12 protein-coding genes are annotated in these 16,285 nt (G+C 61.0%); 8 read left to right on the top strand and 4 right to left on the bottom strand.

What is annotated here, in order from left to right:
- Positions 1–3 precede the first annotated feature (3 nt).
- Positions 4–447 carry a CBS domain-containing protein gene (locus P8R33_RS10210; protein ID WP_119511740.1) on the bottom strand — a complete coding sequence of 148 codons (444 nt, stop codon included), beginning with the start codon at positions 445–447 and terminating at the stop codon, positions 4–6.
- Positions 448–1,005: 558 nt separating this feature from the next.
- Positions 1,006–1,464: a MerR family DNA-binding protein gene (locus P8R33_RS10205; RefSeq protein WP_278328888.1), complete on the bottom strand. Its 459-nt coding sequence runs from the start codon at positions 1,462–1,464 to the stop codon at positions 1,006–1,008.
- 322 nt (positions 1,465–1,786) lie between these two features.
- On the opposite strand from P8R33_RS10205, the gene P8R33_RS10200 reads away from it, so the two are divergent.
- From P8R33_RS10200 to P8R33_RS10165, 8 genes are all read left to right on the top strand, one after another.
- Positions 1,787–2,128, top strand: a complete 342-nt coding sequence (locus tag P8R33_RS10200; RefSeq protein ID WP_147391751.1) for a hypothetical protein — start codon at positions 1,787–1,789, stop codon at positions 2,126–2,128.
- Between the two features lie 669 nt (positions 2,129–2,797).
- On the top strand, positions 2,798–4,033 hold the full coding sequence (locus P8R33_RS10195; protein WP_278328887.1) for a TolC family protein: 1,236 nt from the start codon (positions 2,798–2,800) through the stop codon (positions 4,031–4,033).
- A gap of 8 nt (positions 4,034–4,041) precedes the next feature.
- On the top strand, positions 4,042–5,538 hold the full coding sequence (locus tag P8R33_RS10190; RefSeq protein WP_119511744.1) for an efflux RND transporter periplasmic adaptor subunit: 1,497 nt from the start codon (positions 4,042–4,044) through the stop codon (positions 5,536–5,538).
- Positions 5,535–8,702, top strand: a complete 3,168-nt coding sequence (locus tag P8R33_RS10185; protein WP_278328886.1) for an efflux RND transporter permease subunit — start codon at positions 5,535–5,537, stop codon at positions 8,700–8,702. Before P8R33_RS10190 ends, P8R33_RS10185 begins: the two co-directional genes overlap by 4 nt.
- The gene (locus P8R33_RS10180) at positions 8,681–9,067 is read left to right on the top strand and encodes a copper-binding protein (protein ID WP_225082053.1); all 387 of its coding nucleotides are present in this window, start codon (positions 8,681–8,683) and stop codon (positions 9,065–9,067) included. Before P8R33_RS10185 ends, P8R33_RS10180 begins: the two co-directional genes overlap by 22 nt.
- Before the next feature lie 58 nt (positions 9,068–9,125).
- Complete coding sequence (locus P8R33_RS10175) at positions 9,126–10,667, top strand: multicopper oxidase family protein (RefSeq protein ID WP_278328885.1); 1,542 nt, start codon at positions 9,126–9,128, stop codon at positions 10,665–10,667.
- A 13-nt stretch (positions 10,668–10,680) separates the two neighbouring features.
- Entirely contained in the window at positions 10,681–13,020 is a 2,340-nt protein-coding gene (locus tag P8R33_RS10170; protein ID WP_278328884.1) for a heavy metal translocating P-type ATPase, read from the top strand.
- A 29-nt stretch (positions 13,021–13,049) separates the two neighbouring features.
- Positions 13,050–13,541, top strand: a complete 492-nt coding sequence (locus P8R33_RS10165) for a hypothetical protein (RefSeq protein WP_224801916.1) — start codon at positions 13,050–13,052, stop codon at positions 13,539–13,541.
- 17 nt (positions 13,542–13,558) lie between these two features.
- On the opposite strand, the gene P8R33_RS10160 is transcribed toward P8R33_RS10165, so the two are convergent.
- Positions 13,559–15,511 (bottom strand): cytochrome c/FTR1 family iron permease, encoded by a 1,953-nt coding sequence (locus P8R33_RS10160; protein ID WP_156843022.1) that lies wholly within the window; start codon positions 15,509–15,511, stop codon positions 13,559–13,561.
- A gap of 96 nt (positions 15,512–15,607) precedes the next feature.
- A complete protein-coding gene (locus P8R33_RS10155; protein WP_010240550.1) occupies positions 15,608–16,225 on the bottom strand; it encodes a cation efflux transmembrane domain-containing protein in 618 nt (205 codons plus the stop codon).
- Positions 16,226–16,285: the final 60 nt, after the last annotated feature.

Genomic DNA, 16,285 nt, shown 5'->3' with positions numbered 1-16,285 from the left:
GGACTAGCAACAACCCGATGAGGCCTTTTCCTGAGATGGCTTGGAGATTTCCTCGACGAGTTCTGCGGTCTTTGCATCGGCACCGGACCGTGCAATATCAGCCTGGGAAACCATGCCGCAGCAATTCCCTTCGTCATCAATCACGGGAACGCGCCGGACCTGGTTGCTCTCCATCGTGGAGCAACATGCATCTACCTCGGTATCCAGCGTGACAGTGACAACCGAACGGGTCATGATGTCCCCCACCGGGGTGTCGGGCGACTTGCCTTCAGCTACGACGCGACAGCAAATGTCCCGATCTGTGACGACACCCACCAGACCGCCTTGGTCATCAACAACAGGAATCTCTCCGCAGTCGTTTCCCACCATGAGCTTCGCTGCATCCTGTACGCTCGCATCCTTGTCGCAGCAGGCGGGATCCTTCGTCATAATGTCCTTAACATGCATAATTCCACTCCTTCATCGGTCGGTCTGTGCAAAAGCATTTCCCGTCAGGGCAGCTTCGCTCAAATCATAGAAAATCATAAGGTAACGGTTCCCATCGTTGGAAGGTCAAGCCCCCTCCATGCGACGAATTGGCGAACTCGGTGCCGACCTGGACCGCACAAGGAGGTCGCGCAGGTGCTGTTCTTGGTGCGTCTCTGATGGGTCACGCTTACAGTACGAGCCATCTGCTCCAACCCCTCATATTGGCTGAATGGGAAAAGGTCGGGAGCTTGGAGAAAAGATCGTTTCAGCGAATGGATATGTTCCACTCAATAGAGCTGACACCGAGATTTGTTGCGAATTAAACTTCGCAAACGGGCAGACCACGCCTTGGCAAAAAACTGCAATCGCGAAACTGGCCAAGCTTGAGGTTTTGCGAACAACGACGCAGCACCTTCGGGCCCGCTCCAGGAGTCTTATGTGTCTCGCCGGTCAAATGTCGGACGCGTCCTCAGCCAATTGCTGGTCCAACCCAAAAATGAAGCGAACCATGAGAACAGACCAGCGCCAACTCTGTTTTTAGCAGACCCGCTGGTATCCGAACTTGTGACCGACTTCTTTTGCTAAGGCAGGATTGGCATCGTTGGAAAGATCTTTGAGAATAGGACAATCTGGCCGGTCATCGTTCGTGCAACCCGCGATAAGATGCTCAAGAGCGTCGATCATGGAAAGAATTTCTGCCGCCTTGGCGCGCAGAGCACCCAAGTGTCCGGCGGCAACCTCCCGGACATCCTTGCTGGCTCTTTTCTCGTCGTGCCACAGACCGAGCAATTCGACGATATCATCTACCGAAAAGCCAAGGTTGCGGGCGCGGCGGATGAACCGCAGCGTATGTATTTCGGCAGGGCCGTAAAGCCGATAGCCAGCTTCGGTGCGTTCGGCCGCTCCGATCAGACCGATTTTCTCATAATGCCTGATCATCTTGGCCGACACGCCACTGTCTGCGGCGGCCTCACCAATTGTGTGCAGTTGGCTCATGCATGCTGGATAACTTTCCCACGATAGGAAAGCAAACAGCCTGCGCCGACAATTTTTATTCTGACGCCCCTCTTGACCTTCCCATGATGGGAAGCCCTATCTTTTGGGTAATGTTCGATTCGCGGAGAAAGGTTATAAGAAGAAAGCGCACTCCCGCGCATTGACGCCGACATGCCCAGAAGCCGCACCGCCCTGGAAAAAATGCAAGCCAGATATGTGCGGATGACCCAGGCAGGTGACCTGAGCGGCAAGTTCGCGCGCTTCCAGTTCCTGCGCATTACGACGCAAAGCTGAACTTATCGGAACAATGAAAGGAACTTTTATGAATGGTTTTAAATTAGCGGCGCTCGGAGCCTTGGCGACCGCCGGTCTCGCAACAGCTGCGGCCGCGCAATCCCAAGTCGATCATCAGCCCGCTCCACAAGAGAGCTCGCAAGGCCAAGAGAGCAGCCACGAGCATGGTGCAATGCAGGGCGAAATGTCGGACATGGATGGTGACATGTCCGGGATGATGGCGATGATGAACAACCCCGAGATGCGCGCTGAAATGATGGCGATGATGAACGATCCGGAAATGCGCGCTCAAATGATGGACATGATGCGCAACTGCAATGAAATGATGAAGATGAAACAGGAACAGATGTCGAATGAAGAGGCAGGGTAATCCTGAGCACCACACGTCAATTTGCCAGATTGTCTTCGCCTAAGCCTGCTGCCTCCCTGCGGGGCAGGCACCATCCGAACAATGATCGGTGAATCCTGCTGATCTCATGTCCCATGCAAGCGGACCGTATTTATGATTTCTACCACAACAGATCCCGAAGGCTTGTCGAGGCTCGGCTGCGCCCGTAGAGTTAGATGATGCAGTTACTGCGCTCTCTTGGAATTTTTCTGATTGCTTGCGGACTCTTTGTCCAGTCGGCCGCTCATGCCTCGGCGGTGCCGCAAGCACCGGCGGGAAGCGAGGCGGCGTGTAACGAGATGCGCATGGAGACTGGTGCTACGACCGCTTCGGAAGACCAACCCGGACCGTGCAAAAATCTTCGCCTGGATTGCCTTGTGGCCCTCGGTTGTATCGCTCCACTGGCCATGATCACAGCCCCATCAGGCGAACGTACGAAAATTGCTGTGCGTTCGTTGTTCACCCCATTTGCCGCATATTCTTTGGCTCTCGTTGAACAAGGACCCGAGCCGCCGCCCCCGCAAGAGCAATTCTGAGTATTGCCAGGGACTGCCCTGCATACTGAAGCTGAACGAATTTTCCGTCGCGCCTAGCGATGGTCGTTTGTTCCGTCCGCGCTTATATCGCGCGCTCTAGCGGAATCTAGAAATCATGCAGAAAATTTGCTGGACCGCATTTCCGGTCCTGCTGGCTTTGGCGCCAGCTAGTTACGCGCAGTCAATCGGCTACGAGGAGGCATTGAGAGCGGCCGTTAGCGAACAGCCACAGGTGCGAGCGCGGGAGTTGCAGCTCGATGCACGTCGCAGCGTCGCTGATGCAGCTGACGAACTACCAGATCCTCGCCTCCGCGCTGGGATTCAGAACCTTCCGGTGGCAGGCCCGGCAGCCTTCGAGATCGACCGGCAGCTGCCCACCCAGATCCAGGTCGGTGTGGAGCAGGACATACCCAATCTCGCGGAGCGCCATGCGAGAGCGCGCATGGCAGTGGCCGATATAGATCTGGCTTCCGCGCAGTTGACCCGCGCGCAGCTCACGGCTCGGCTTGGAGCAGGCGAGGCCTGGATTTCGCTCGCGTACACCCAACAGGCTCTGAATGTTATCGATGAGGCACTTAGGCAGATCGAAAGGCTGGTGCCCTTGGCGCGGAGCGCCGTTGCGGCGGGATCGGCCAGGCCGGCTGAGAGCCTCGAAATTCGCCGTGCGGTACTGGAAGTCGAGGACATGCGGACCCGCCTAGAAGGCGACCTTGACGCGGCACGGGCCATGTTGGCGCGATATGCTGCTGTGCAAGGCGCAGTTGCCACCGGGGCTATCCCCGCGGCGGATGTCGATGCCGAGCGACTCCGGGCGACCCTAGAGCTTAATCCCGATATCATTCTCGCTATCGCACAGGTTCGACAGGCAGATGCGAGGATCGATCTTGCCCGGTCGGAGAAGCGGCCCGATTTCGGCATCAATGTCAGCTATGGCAGGCGCGATCCGATGTTCGGTGATGTCGTCTCGGTCATGGGCTCGATTACGCTCCCCATCTTTGCGGGCAGGCGGCAGAACCCGAGGATTGCCGCTGCTGAAGCCGAAGCAAGCGCAGCGCAAGCAATTCAGCTTGATCGCTTGCGCGAACTGCAAGCGCAATTCGAGGCCGACCTTGCCGCTTGGCGCAGCGCATACCGCCAGTGGCAGCGAGCCACGGAGGAGTTGCTACCCCTCGCCCAAAGCCGGGCTGATCTCGAAAGGGCCAGCTTCGCGGCAAACCGCGCCGAACTGCTGGACGTCATCGAAGCGATCAAGGCGCTGGCGCTCCTACAAATCGAGATCCTTGAGCGTGAGGAGGCGACAGTTGAAGCCGCGACGACCTTGCGACTGACCTATACGGAGTTCCAGCCATGAGAGCCAAAATGGGAGCCGCGTGGGACAAACTGTCGCCGCGCCAGAAATCCTGGACGATGGCGGCAACGGTCGCCCTGATCAGCGTCACCGCAGGATACGGGTTATCGCAGCGGGGTGAGAGCGGAAGTCAGGCAAATGGCAACGGGGGATCATCCAGCGCCGAATGTGAGGACGTGCTTTACTGGTACGATCCGATGGTGCCGGGACAGCGTTTCGACGAGCCTGGAAAATCGCCGTTCATGGATATGGAACTTGTTCCCAAATGCGCTGGCGAGGAGGCCACCTCCGGGGTTCAGATCGACGCGGGGCTTGTCCAGAACTTCGGCATCCGCACCGCCGAGGCCGAATACGGCGTACTTGAGCCGGACGTGTCCGTTACCGGTGTTCTCGCTTACAATGGGCGGGACGTTGCAATTGTCCAGCCAAGGGCTGGCGGCTTTGTACAACGAACCTATGGGCGTGCTCCAGACGATGTGGTGAGCCGAGGCGCGCCGCTGGCCGATATTCTCGTACCCGAATGGGGAGGAGCGCAGCAGGAATATCTGGCCGTCCTGAACAGCGGCGATGAACAGCTTGCACAGGCCATGCGCGAGCGGATGCGGCTGCTCGGCATGTCGAATGGGCAAATTTCATCGGTGGGCCGGACCGGCCGCGCGCAGGCGACGATCACGGTCACCGCGCCGACCGGCGGGGCCATCACCATGCTCGGCGTGCGACCCGGCATGACCGTGATGGCAGGCCAGACCCTGGCGGAAATAACCGGATTCTCGCCGATCTGGCTCGAGGCATCGGTGCCCGAAACACAAGCAGCGAATATCCGGGTCGGCCAACCTGTCAGTGCAACCCTGACCGCGTTTCCCGATGAGAGATTTTCCGGACCGATCATCGCGATCTTGCCGAGCGCACAGGATGCCAGCCGGACAATCACCGTCCGCGCACAATTGCCCAATCCTTCCGGACGGCTCAAGCCGGGCATGTTCGCGCAGGTCTCGCTGACCCCCGACACCCGGCGCGCTCTGCTGGTTCCTTCCGAAGCGGTGATCCGGACCGGGCGCCGCACCATCGTCATGATCAAGCAGGACGAGGGCGGCTTCATGCCTGCCGAAGTCCGGATCGGCCGTGAGGCGGGAGGCAGGACCGAAGTGCTGGCCGGCCTTTCGCAAGGCGAAGAGGTCGTGACCTCGGGCCAGTTCCTGCTCGATTCCGAGGCAAGCCTGGCAGGACTTGATGTTCGTGCGATCGATGAGGCAGGTCCGAACCGGGACGGTGAAGACCAACCAGTGACATTCAGCGCAATGGGGACGATCGAGAAGATTGCCGATGGCTCCGTCACGCTGCGGCACGGACCTGTCCCGCGGCTAGACTGGCCCGCCATGACGATGAGTTTCCGCACGAAGAATGCAGCGCAGATCAGCGGGTTCGAGGAAGGCGATAGAGTGCGCTTTACCTTCACCCAGCAGGACGCCGGCCCCCGTATCGAGACCATCAGGAGTGCCGGGCAATGATCGCGCGCATTATCGATGCCTCGATCGCCAATCGGCTTTTCATCGTCCTCGCCGCCATAGCTGTGACCCTTGGCGGGTTCTGGGCCGTCCGCACAACTCCGGTCGATGCTTTGCCCGATCTGTCCGATGTCCAGGTTGTCGTCCGATCCAACTATCCGGGCCAGGCGCCCCGGATTGTCGAGGACCAGGTGACCTACCCGATGGCCACGACCATGCTGTCGGTGCCGGGAGCGAAGACCGTACGCGGCTACTCGATGTTCGGCGACAGCTACGTCTATATCATTTTCGAGGACGGTACCGACCTTTACTGGGCACGGTCGCGCGTGCTCGAATATCTCAACCAAGTGCAGAACCGCCTGCCCGATGGCGTCACGAGCACGCTGGGACCCGATGCAACCGGCGTGGGGTGGATTTACGAATATGCGCTTGTCGATCGCACGGGCGGTCATGACCTTGCCGGGCTGCGCAGCCTGCAGGACTGGTTTCTGCGCTACGAGCTCAAGACGATCCCCGGCATTGCCGAAGTCGCGAGTGTCGGCGGTATGGTGAAACAATACCAGATCGTGCTCGAACCTTACCGGATGGCATCGTTCGGCGTCACGCATGCCGAGATCGTAAACGCCATCCAGTCGTCCAACCAGGAGGCCGGCGGTTCGATCGTCGAGATGGGTGAGGCCGAATACATGGTACGCGCGTCGGGCTATCTGACGACGCTGGACGATTTCCGCGAGATTCCCCTCAGGACTGCAACTGGCGGGGTTCCGGTTACCCTTGGCGATGTCGCCACAATCCAGGTCGGGCCGGAGCTGCGCCGCGGCATTGCCGAGCTCAACGGCGAAGGAGAGGTCGCCGGCGGCATCATCGTTCTCAGACAGGGCGCGGACGCTCGCAGCGCAATCCAGGCGGTCGAGGAAAAGCTGGACGAATTGCAGGCGAGCCTTCCCGAGGGCGTCGAGATCGTCACCACCTACGACCGATCGCAGCTTATCGACGCCTCGGTGGAGAATTTGACGACCAAGCTGATCGAGGAGTTCATCGTCGTCGCGATCGTATGCGCCCTTTTCCTGTGGCACGCGCGCTCGGCACTTGTCGCCATCATCACCCTGCCTTTGGGCGTGCTCGCGGCCTTCATCGTGATGCGCTTCCAAGGCGTCAATGCCAACATCATGTCGCTGGGCGGAATAGCCATCGCGGTCGGTGCGATGGTCGATGCTGCCGTCGTCATGATCGAGAACGCGCACAAGCATCTCGAGCGATGGGAACACGAGAATCCCGATACCGTGCTCGCGGTGAAGGAACGCTGGCGGATCATCGCCGATGCATCGAAGGAAGTGGGACTGGCGTTGTTCTTCAGTCTGCTGATCATTACGCTGTCGTTCCTACCGGTCTTCACCCTGCAGGCGCAGGAAGGGCGGTTGTTCGCTCCGCTCGCTTTCACCAAGACCTATGCCATGGCGGCCGCGGCCATTCTGTCGGTAACGCTGGTGCCGGTAATGATGGGATGGCTGATCCGTGGGAAGATCCCTTCGGAGGATTCCAATTTTCTCAACCGCTGGCTGACGAAAATCTATCGTCCGGGGCTCGACTGGGTCATGCGGCGCCCAAAGGCAACGCTGGTGATCGCGGCGCTGATCTTCCTGACCACCGCGATCCCCCTCACCCGGCTTGGCGGCGAGTTCCTCCCGCCGCTCGATGAAGGCGATTTGCTTTATATGCCGAGCGCGCTGCCCGGCCTTTCCCCCGGCGAGGCTTCGGCGCTGCTGCAGCGCACCGATCGCCTGATCAAGTCGGTCCCCGAGGTGGAAACGGTGTTCGGCAAAGCGGGGCGCGCCGATACGGCGACGGATCCCGCACCCCTGACCATGTTCGAAACGACGATCCGCTTCAAGCCGCGCGAGGAGTGGCGCGAGGGAATGACGCCCGATCTGCTGGTCGAGGAACTCGACCGGGTCGTTCAGGTGCCGGGCCTCGCCAATGTCTGGGTGCCGCCGATCCGCAACCGGATCGACATGCTCGCGACCGGGATCAAGAGCCCGATCGGGGTCAAGGTTTCAGGCGACGATCTCGATCAACTCGAACGCGTTGCACTCGATGTGGAGCGTATCGCCAAGACCGTGCCTGGCGTGAGTTCCGCCCTGGCCGAGCGCCTGTCGGGCGGTCGCTATGTCGATGTCGATATCGACCGGATGGCGGCCGCGCGATACGGGCTCAACATTGCCGACATCCAGCAGATCGTCTCTGGTGCAATAGGCGGTGCCAATGTCGCACGGACCGTAGAGGGGCTGGCGCGCTATCCGATCAATGTGCGCTATCCTCGCGAAATCAGGGACAGCGTCGATGATCTCAGGGCCCTGCCGGTTCTGACGCCGTCCGGCCAACAGATCACGCTCGGCACTGTCGCCCGTATCGCCGTCAGCGATGGTCCGCCCATGCTCAAGAGCGAACAGGGCCGACTGACCAGCTACATCTACGTCGACGTCCGGGGCCGCGATCTTACCTCGGTGGTCGCCGATCTGCAGGAGGCCGTCGCCGCGGGGGTCGATCTGCCTCCCGGCGTCAGCCTGTCCTATGCGGGCCAGTTCGAATATCTGACGCGCGCCTATGAACGACTGAAGATCGTGGTTCCCGCGACGCTCGCGATCATCTTCCTGCTGCTCTATCTCATTTTCCGGCGCTGGGACGAAGCCTTGTTGATCATGGGCACGCTGCCCTTCGCGCTGACGGGCGGATACTGGTTGCTCTATCTGATGGGCTACAACCAGTCGGTGGCGACTGCGGTAGGCTTCATCGCGCTCGCCGGCGTCTCCGCCGAATTCGGCGTAGTGATGCTGATTTACCTGAAAGCCGCACTGGAGCGGCGACGCGGTGATCTGAGCGCCGAAGAAGTAGACGAGGCCATCCGGGAAGGCGCGCTCCTGCGCGTGCGGCCCAAGGCGATGACCGTCGCAGTCATCCTTGCGGGTCTCTTTCCGATCCTGATCGGCACCGGCGCGGGCTCGGAAGTCATGAGCCGCATCGCCGCGCCGATGGTTGGCGGCATGATCACCGCCCCGCTCCTGTCCATGTTCCTGCTTCCCGCCGCCTATCTGTTGTTGCGGCGCCCCCGTCCGGAAAAACCGGCCAACCCTCAAGGAGAAGAAGAGTGCGTACCCCAACCTACATGATCCTGCTCGCGGCACCGCTGGCGCTTGCAGCCTGCGACGCTGCAGACGACAGCTCAGAGACCATGATGTCAGACGACATGGCGAACTCGGACAGCATGCCCATGTCAGGCGAAATGCCGATGGCGGAGGAGACCGGCGGCGAGCAGAGCGCCAGCGCGGAGGGAACGGTTACAGCCATCGATTCCGAGGCGGGCACGGTGACCATCGAGCATGGTCCGGTCGAAAGTATCGGATGGCCCGCGATGACCATGACCTTCGAAGCCGACGCGCAAATCCTCGAACAGGTCAGTGTCGGTGAGGGAATAGCCTTTGAATTTCGTACTGGAACCGAAGGCAGCGTCGTTACCTCGGTAACGCCGCGATAGGACGGTGGGTGGGAGGCGCCCGGTTGCGCCGGTGCCTCCCACGCAAAAACAGGTGAATATGCCAGGTATCGACAGGCCCGACTTTAAGGATCGCCGCGACTTCATCAAGAGCGCCGGCCTCGCGGTGACGGGTTTCGCCGCGCTGCCGCTGCTGGGTTGCGGTACGCAAAGCAGGATGTCGCTCGATCAGGGAGGCGAAAGCAATCCTCTTGCCATACCTCGGCTACAGGCAGGAACGATCGAACGGGGCGAGCGTGTCTTTCGCCTGTCCCTGACACCGGGCGAGAAAGAATTCGTGCCCGGCACGGCGTCACCGACGATCGGTATCGACGCATCCTATCTCGGCCCGACCCTCGAAATGCGCCGCGGCGAACAGGTTCGCTTTCACATCGACAACAAGCTTGCCGAAGATGCGACCGTCCACTGGCATGGTTTCGAACTTCCCGCCACAGCGGATGGCGGGCCGCACCAGCTCATACGGCCCGGCGAGCGCTGGAGCCCGTCCTTCGAAATACGCCAGCGCGCTTCGTTATACTGGTATCATTCGCATCTGCATCGCCGGGCCGGACCACAGGTCTATGCCGGACTTGCTGCCCCGATCTACGTGCGCGACGAGGAAGAGGATCGCCTCGATCTGCCGAGCCGGTACGGTGTAGATGACATACCGCTCGTCGTGCAGGATCGCGTGATCGACGGCGCGGGCCGCCTTGTTTACCCGCTCGATATGCACTCGCGGATGATGGGGGTGATGGGTGAGCGCATCTATGTGAACGGAACGGCCAATGCCGTTTTCGAGGCCGCCGCCGGTCCGCTGCGCCTGCGGCTTCTCAATGGATCGAATGCGCGGTTCTACACCTTCTCGCTCGAAGGTGATCGTCCGATGCAACTCATCGCAAGCGATGGCGGCCTGCTTGCCGCGCCAAGCGAGGTTCGCAGTCTTACCCTTGCCCCAGGCGAACGCGCACAAGTGATCGTCGATCTTTCCGAAGGGCGCCCGCTCCGGCTGATTGCCAGCAGCCCTGCTAACGCCATGGGCATGATGGGCGGGCAAGGCGGGGGTATGATGGGCGGCGGAATGATGGGAAACCGGGCCGATCGCGAGAGGCAGGGGCGCACGTTTTCGATCCTCGATATGCGCCCCTCAGGCGCGTCAACTCCAGTAATGCTCCCGCCCACTCTGGCCGCGCTTGCTGCGCCAGACCCCTCACTCGCCGTTCGCAGCCGCCGTTTCGTGCTCGATATGGGCATGATGGGCCGGGGCATGTCGATCAACGGCGAAACCATGGACATGGACGTCATCAATCAGCGCGTACCGGTGGGTCAGTGGGAAATATGGGAAATCGCCAACGCATCGATGATGGCCCATCCCTTTCATATTCATAACGTGCAGTTCCGCTTGCTCGACCGGGACGGTCGGCCTCCGCGGGCGGAAGAGGCGGGCTTCAAGGACACCGTAATCGTCAACCCGCGTGAACAGGTCAGGCTGCTGTTGCGGTTCGAAGAAAATACCGATCCCGACACTCCCTACATGTATCACTGCCATATCCTCGAGCACGAGGACGCAGGCATGATGGGGCAGTTCGTGGTGATGGCCAATTAGGGGAGAACGACAGATGAGCGATGGGCACAATGCAATCGAGGGTATGGCGACCGACCCCGTTTGCGGAATGAGCGTGAAGATGGACGGCGCCCGCTTCGTCGATCGACACGAGGGTGGCGACCATTACTTCTGCTCCTCGCGCTGCCTCGACAAGTTCCGCGCGGATCCGGAGATGTATCTTTCGAAGGCGCACCTCGATGCTGTCGAGCATGTCCCGGAAGGTACCATATACACCTGTCCGATGCATCCGGAGATCCGGCAGCCGGGGCCGGGCTCTTGCCCGATATGCGGGATGGCCCTCGAACCCGAAACGGTCACCTTGAACGAGGGTCCCGATCCCGAACTGGTCGACATGCGGCGAAGGTTCTGGTGGAGCGCGCTCTTCACCCTGCCGCTCTTCGCTTATGCGATGGGCGACATGATCCCGTCGCGACCGTTCGATCAGATCATCGAACCCGCTTCCGCGCAGTGGCTGCAGCTTCTGCTGGCCACTCCGGTGGTGCTTTGGGGCGGCTGGCCCTTCTTCACCCGCGCGCTGCAATCAGTCCGAACCATGAACCTCAACATGTTCACCCTGATCGGCTTCGGCGTTGCCATCGCTTATCTGTTCAGCCTTGTGGCAACCCTCGCCCCGGACATCTTTCCCGAGGCATTCCGCGATCATGCGGGCCGGGTCGGCGTCTATTACGAGGCCGCAGCGGTTATCACGACCCTCGTGCTGCTCGGGCAGGTGCTCGAGCTCAAGGCGCGCGGATCGACATCGAGCGCCTTGCGAGCGCTTCTCGAACTCGCACCCCCGACCGCGATGAAGATCTTCGGTCGCGGGGACGAGCGCGAAGTACCGCTCGATGAATTGACGTCGGGGGACCTGCTGCGCGTGCGTCCGGGCGACAAGGTCCCCGTCGATGGCACGCTCGAGGATGGAAGCAGTGCCATCGACGAATCCATGATCAGTGGCGAACCCATTCCCGTCAAGAAAAGCGCTGGCGATCCCGTGATCGGGGGCACTGTCAACCAGACCGGCAGCTTCACCATGCGCGCGACGCAGGTCGGCGCGGACACCATGCTCTCGAAGATCGTGCAGATGGTGGCGGAGGCGCAGCGCAGCCGGGCACCGATCCAGCGGCTCGCCGACCAGGTCACCGGATGGTTCGTACCCATCGTCGTCCTTGTCGCTATCGTGAGTTTTGTCGTCTGGGCCATCTGGGGACCGGCACCGGCCCTTGCCTACGCGCTCGTCAACGCGGTCGCCGTTCTGATCATCGCGTGTCCCTGCGCGCTCGGACTGGCGACGCCGATGTCGATCATGACCGGTACCGGCAAGGGCGCGCAGCACGGGATCCTGATCAAGAACGCCGAAGCGCTCGAAACGCTGGAAAAGATCGATACGCTGGTCGTCGACAAGACCGGAACGCTGACCCGGGGCAAGCCTGATCTTGTCGACGTAAAACCGCAGCCAAATTTCGACGAGCAGGAATTGCTGAGCCTTGTCGCTGCCGTTGAGAGAGGAAGCGAGCATCCGCTCGCCCACGCGATCGTGGAAGGGGCTCAAAACAGGGGCGCTGCCATTCTCGACGCTTCCGATATCGAATCCGTGACCGGCGAAGGTATCCAGGCAAATGTCGACAAGCGCCTGGTCGCGATCGGGAATGAAAAGATGATGGAGCGTATGGGGGCGCTCGAAGAAGGCTGGCGGTCAACGGCGGACGAAGGCCGAAGCCTCGGACAGACGGTGATGTTCGTGGCCGTGGACGGGGCACCGGCAGGCCTTATCGCGGTCGCCGATCCGATCAAGGCAACCAGCCGCACCGCTATTGCCGCGTTGCATGAGCGCGGCATCAAGATCGTGATGCTTACCGGCGACAGCGAAGCCACCGCGCGTGCGGTAGCAAGCCAGGTCGGTATCGACGAAGTCGAAGCGAACGTCTCGCCCGAGGACAAACATCGCAAGATCGAGCAGTTGAAGAGCGAGGGTCGCCGGGTCGCTATGGCCGGCGACGGCATAAACGACGCACCCGCGCTTGCCGCTTCGCATGTCGGCATCGCGATGGGAACGGGTACCGATGTCGCGATCGAAAGCGCGGGCGTGACATTGGTGCGCGGCGACCTCGTCGGCGTTGTTCAGGCGCTCGTCCTGTCTCGGGCCACTATGCGCAACATCAGGCAGAACCTGTTCTTTGCCTTTGCGTATAATGCGCTCGGCATACCGGTCGCAGCAGGTGTCCTCTATCCATGGACCGGGTTGCTTTTGAACCCGATGATCGCGGCCGCAGCGATGAGCCTGTCTTCGGTATCGGTGATCGGCAACGCCCTGCGCCTGCGCGCCCTCGCTCTTCCCAAATTCGATACCTGAGCGATGGGGACGGGACGGAGATCGCAGGAGTGACGAATCAGACGATGCAGGATCAGGACCAAATCTCTGAGGAATCGCGCGAATGGCGCGGTGCTCATCCAGCCCTCTGGATCGCGATATTCGGAATTCTCATCGCTTTCGCCTGGGAGATGCTCCAGCTTCCTTTCTACCAGTCGGGAGGTCTGTCGCCTGCCGAGGCAGCACGTCGCTGCGGCCTGGCCTCGTTCGGCGATGCCGGGATCATGGTGGCCGCTTATCTCGGCGCCTCTGTCGGCAGTGGTAAAACGCCGTGGCTCGTAGACTGGCCGATCTCGCGTTTTGTCGTGTTCCTGGGAATCGGCCTGGCCATTACTGCCATGGTCGAAGTGCTGGCTGTCGGTGCCGACTGGGGGTGGTCCTATAGTGCAATCATGCCGCTTGTGCCCGGGACCAAAATCGGCCTGGTACCGATCGTGATGTGGGTCGCGGTTCCCACGGCCACCTTGTGGCTCGCGCGCCGTCTCGGCACCGGACCCCGCTGATCGCAAACCGGGATCTCCTATCCCTCGACAGCTGCCGGCTGCGGTCCCGATGGTGATCGACTTACCCGAAATCCGGCAATCAGGGCCAGCAGCGTGAGCAATTGCGCGCCGATCGTCTCGACAGTCGGGAAGAAGCCGAGTTCGGCGAGGCGCGGCAAGCCGGCAATGAAAGTGGCGGAAAGAACTCCGGCCTCCTGGAAAGCGCCCACGCCCTTGCCCGCGAGAATGACCGCAAGGATCGCAATCAGGATAGCACTGTAGCGGAAGAACTGGGTGATCGGCAGTTTGCGGCTGTAGCGCAGCATGGCCCATGCAATGAGCGCCAGCAGCGCTACTGCGGACAAGGCACCTGCCAGTATGATGCCGCTGCTCTGCGGGTTCCACAGGGCAGCGTAGAACAGGATAGTCTCGAACGCTTCCCGGTAGACGACCACGAATGCAAGACCAAAGAGAAACCATGCCGATCCGCGCGAAAGCGCCTTGCCCATTTTTTCCTGGATATAGCGCCGCCATTCCTCGGCCTGGGATTTGCCATGCATCCAGATCCCGACCGATACGAGAATGACAGCCGCAAGCAGCGCGCCGATCCCTTCGGTCATCTCGCGGCTCGCCCCGCTGATGCTTACGAAGTAGGTTGCTACGACCCAGGTGGCGACACCTGCGAAAAGAGCAGCGATCCACCCACCATGGATATAGGGCAATACCTCGGAGCGCTGCGACTTTTTCACAAAGGCGATCATGGCGATCACAACCAGAATTGCTTCGATCCCCTCGCGCAGGAGAATGGTGAACGCCCCGAGAAAGGTCGAGATTTCGCTGGCCGCCTCAGGAGCCAACGCTTCCTCGGCTCTTGCCAGCAGACTATCGATGCGAGCCCTTAGTTGCTGTAGTTCGGATGGATTCGCACCGGACTCTATTCCGGCCCGGAATTGCCCGAGCGCCTGTTCTACCTCCCGCATCAAACCGCCATCGCGCGTTGCCAGGAGGGCCTCCAGGGGTTCAAACCCGTCGAGATAGGCAGACAGGGCAAGCTGCCGCGCTTCCTCTCGGTTGCCAGCCCGATAAGCTGACAGGCTGCGATCGAGCGTATCGCGAACGAAGGCGAGCGAACCTGCGTCATTTGCCTGTCCCACCGCATCGGGATTGGCGCGAAGATAGGCCATGACGGCGAGCGCACGGTCCTCGCCGATCTGCTCGGCCAGACTTTCCGGTGTGAGCGCGGCGAGCGTCTCGAGATCGGGGACAAGCTGGCGTATGCCATCATCTTCCCGCCAAATACGCTCGCCCTTGGCCACATCTTCAAAAGCAATGCTGCCGGCATGGAATGCAAGCGCCCAGCGATCCTCGTCGGACAGCGATGCGAAGCTGGCCATGGACGTTCCTTCCAGCCCTTGCGTGATGACCTGGTAAAGCCCGAACGCACTGCGCTGCCGCGCCCGGTCGATATCGGTGAAGTCGATCGGCGGGGGATCAAGTGCCTGCATTGCGGCCGGTGGCGCACTTCCGGCGGCGCCGTGACACGAGGCGCAGTTCTGCGCGAAGAGAGTGCGGGCGCGGTCAAGGTCGGGCGCTTGCGAAGGGGCAAGCGGAACCGGGTAGGCTGTCAGCAACGAGGCTGCCAGCGCGCGCGCTAAGCGCCCAACTCGCTCGGCGGGTTCCTTATTGGCGATCAGAGCTCGCAGCTGGTCCGATCGGCGGATGAGTGCTTGATTGTCTTTAGTATCCGGCAATGCAGCGATCTGCCGCGCCACGACATCGGAAAACTCCACCATTTCGCGATATTCGAATTCGTCGGCAACACGTCCCTCGGAAACGGCGGAGGCGTAGTCGACCGCGATATAATCGAGCAGACGCCAGGTGGTTCGCACGTCGGGTTCTTCCGCGTTCGCGGTGACGGACAGACACAGCGCAAGCGCCAGCAGAATGAGCCGCAGTGCCGGATGGACGGTGGCGGAGACGATGCGATGCATGAGGGGTCTCTATATCTGTTGCAATTAATCCGCAATAGCAGGGTGTAGACGGAAATGTATTTCCTCCAACCCCCGATCGCGGGGATATTCTGGAGTTTAGGTAGAGCGCAGTTCGCCACGGGCCTGTTTGGAGACTTCGGCACTTCCCCACACCGCCAGTCCTGCCATGATGCTCGCCACAACCAGATCGGGCCACGCACGGCCGGTGCCGAAAACGCCAATCGCTGCCGCCAGCACGGCGATATTACCGATCGCGTCGTTGCGCGAACAGATCCACACCGAGCGCATGTTCGCATCGCCCGAGCGATACCGGAACAGCATCGCGGCGACGGCGAGATTTACCGCCAGAGCAAGAGAACCGATGGCGCCCATCGTTCCCGGGTCGGGCGACGCCCCGACAAAGAAACCCCAGATGGCCGAGCCGAGCACCCACAGGCCGAAAGCCAGCATGGTCGCCGCCTTTACGAGAGCCGCACGCGCGCGCCAGACGAGCGCCATCCCCGCTACACCGAGACTGATAGCATAGTTTGCCGCATCACCGAGAAAGTCGAGCGCGTCGGCCTGCAAGGCGCGCGAATCCGCAGCAATGCCTGCCACGATCTCCACGCCGAACATGATTGCATTAAGGCCCAGTGCGATCCACAGAATGCGCCGCCATGTCGGATCGTTGTTGTTTGCACCGGCCTCATCGGGGCCGCAGCAGGTCTTTCCCATTTACTCGACTCCTTGCGTCGATCCGCCCTATGCACCTTGTAGTAACTACAAGGTCAAGCG

It is taken from the genome of Qipengyuania flavescens (assembly GCF_029688735.1).
Classification (GTDB): domain Bacteria; phylum Pseudomonadota; class Alphaproteobacteria; order Sphingomonadales; family Sphingomonadaceae; genus Qipengyuania.
Note: the sequence above shows the minus strand (reverse complement) of the source record. Positions and strands in the feature narration are given on the sequence as shown.